The organism is Pseudomonas sp. HMSC057H01, assembly GCF_001836405.1.
GTDB lineage: Bacteria > Pseudomonadota > Gammaproteobacteria > Pseudomonadales > Pseudomonadaceae > Pseudomonas > Pseudomonas aeruginosa.
Map to the genome: position 1 here is coordinate 1 of NZ_KV828473.1, position 627 is coordinate 627.

The 627-nt window shown below is 61.7% G+C and carries 1 protein-coding gene; it reads left to right on the plus strand.

Annotated elements, in window-relative coordinates:
• Positions 1-627: condensation domain-containing protein (locus HMPREF2581_RS15430; RefSeq protein WP_049267246.1), on the plus strand; the 627-nt coding region annotated here is incomplete at both ends.

Consider the following 627-nt stretch of genomic DNA (forward strand, 5'->3'; position numbering starts at 1 on the left):
GCCTGGACGACAACTTCTTCGAACTGGGCGGTCATTCGTTGCTGGCTACCCGGGTGATTTCTCGGGTTCGCCAGGAGCAGCAGTTGGACGCAAGCCTGAAGGCGTTGTTCGAGCGGCCGGTTCTGGAAGCGTTCGCCCAGGGATTGGAACGCACGACGGATGCGGTCTCGACGATACCGCTTGCCGATCGGCAGCAACCGTTGGCACTGTCCTTCGCTCAGGAGCGTCAGTGGTTCCTCTGGCAACTGGAGCCGGAAAGCGCGGCCTACCATATTCCGAGTGCCTTGCGCCTACGCGGGCGGCTGGACGTGGATGCCTTGCAACGCAGCTTCGACAGCCTGGTCGCGCGGCATGAAACCTTGCGTACCCGCTTCCGGCTGGAGGGAGGGCGTTCGTACCAGCAGGTACAACCTGCGGTTAGCGTTTCCATCGAGCGGGAACAGTTCGGTGAAGAAGGCCTGATCGAACGGATACAGGCCATCGTTGTGCAGCCATTCGACCTGGAACGGGGGCCGCTGCTGCGGGTGAACCTGTTGCAACTGGCCGAGGACGACCATGTACTGGTGCTGGTCCAGCACCACATCGTGTCCGATGGTTGGTCGATGCAGGTGATGGTCGAGGAACTGG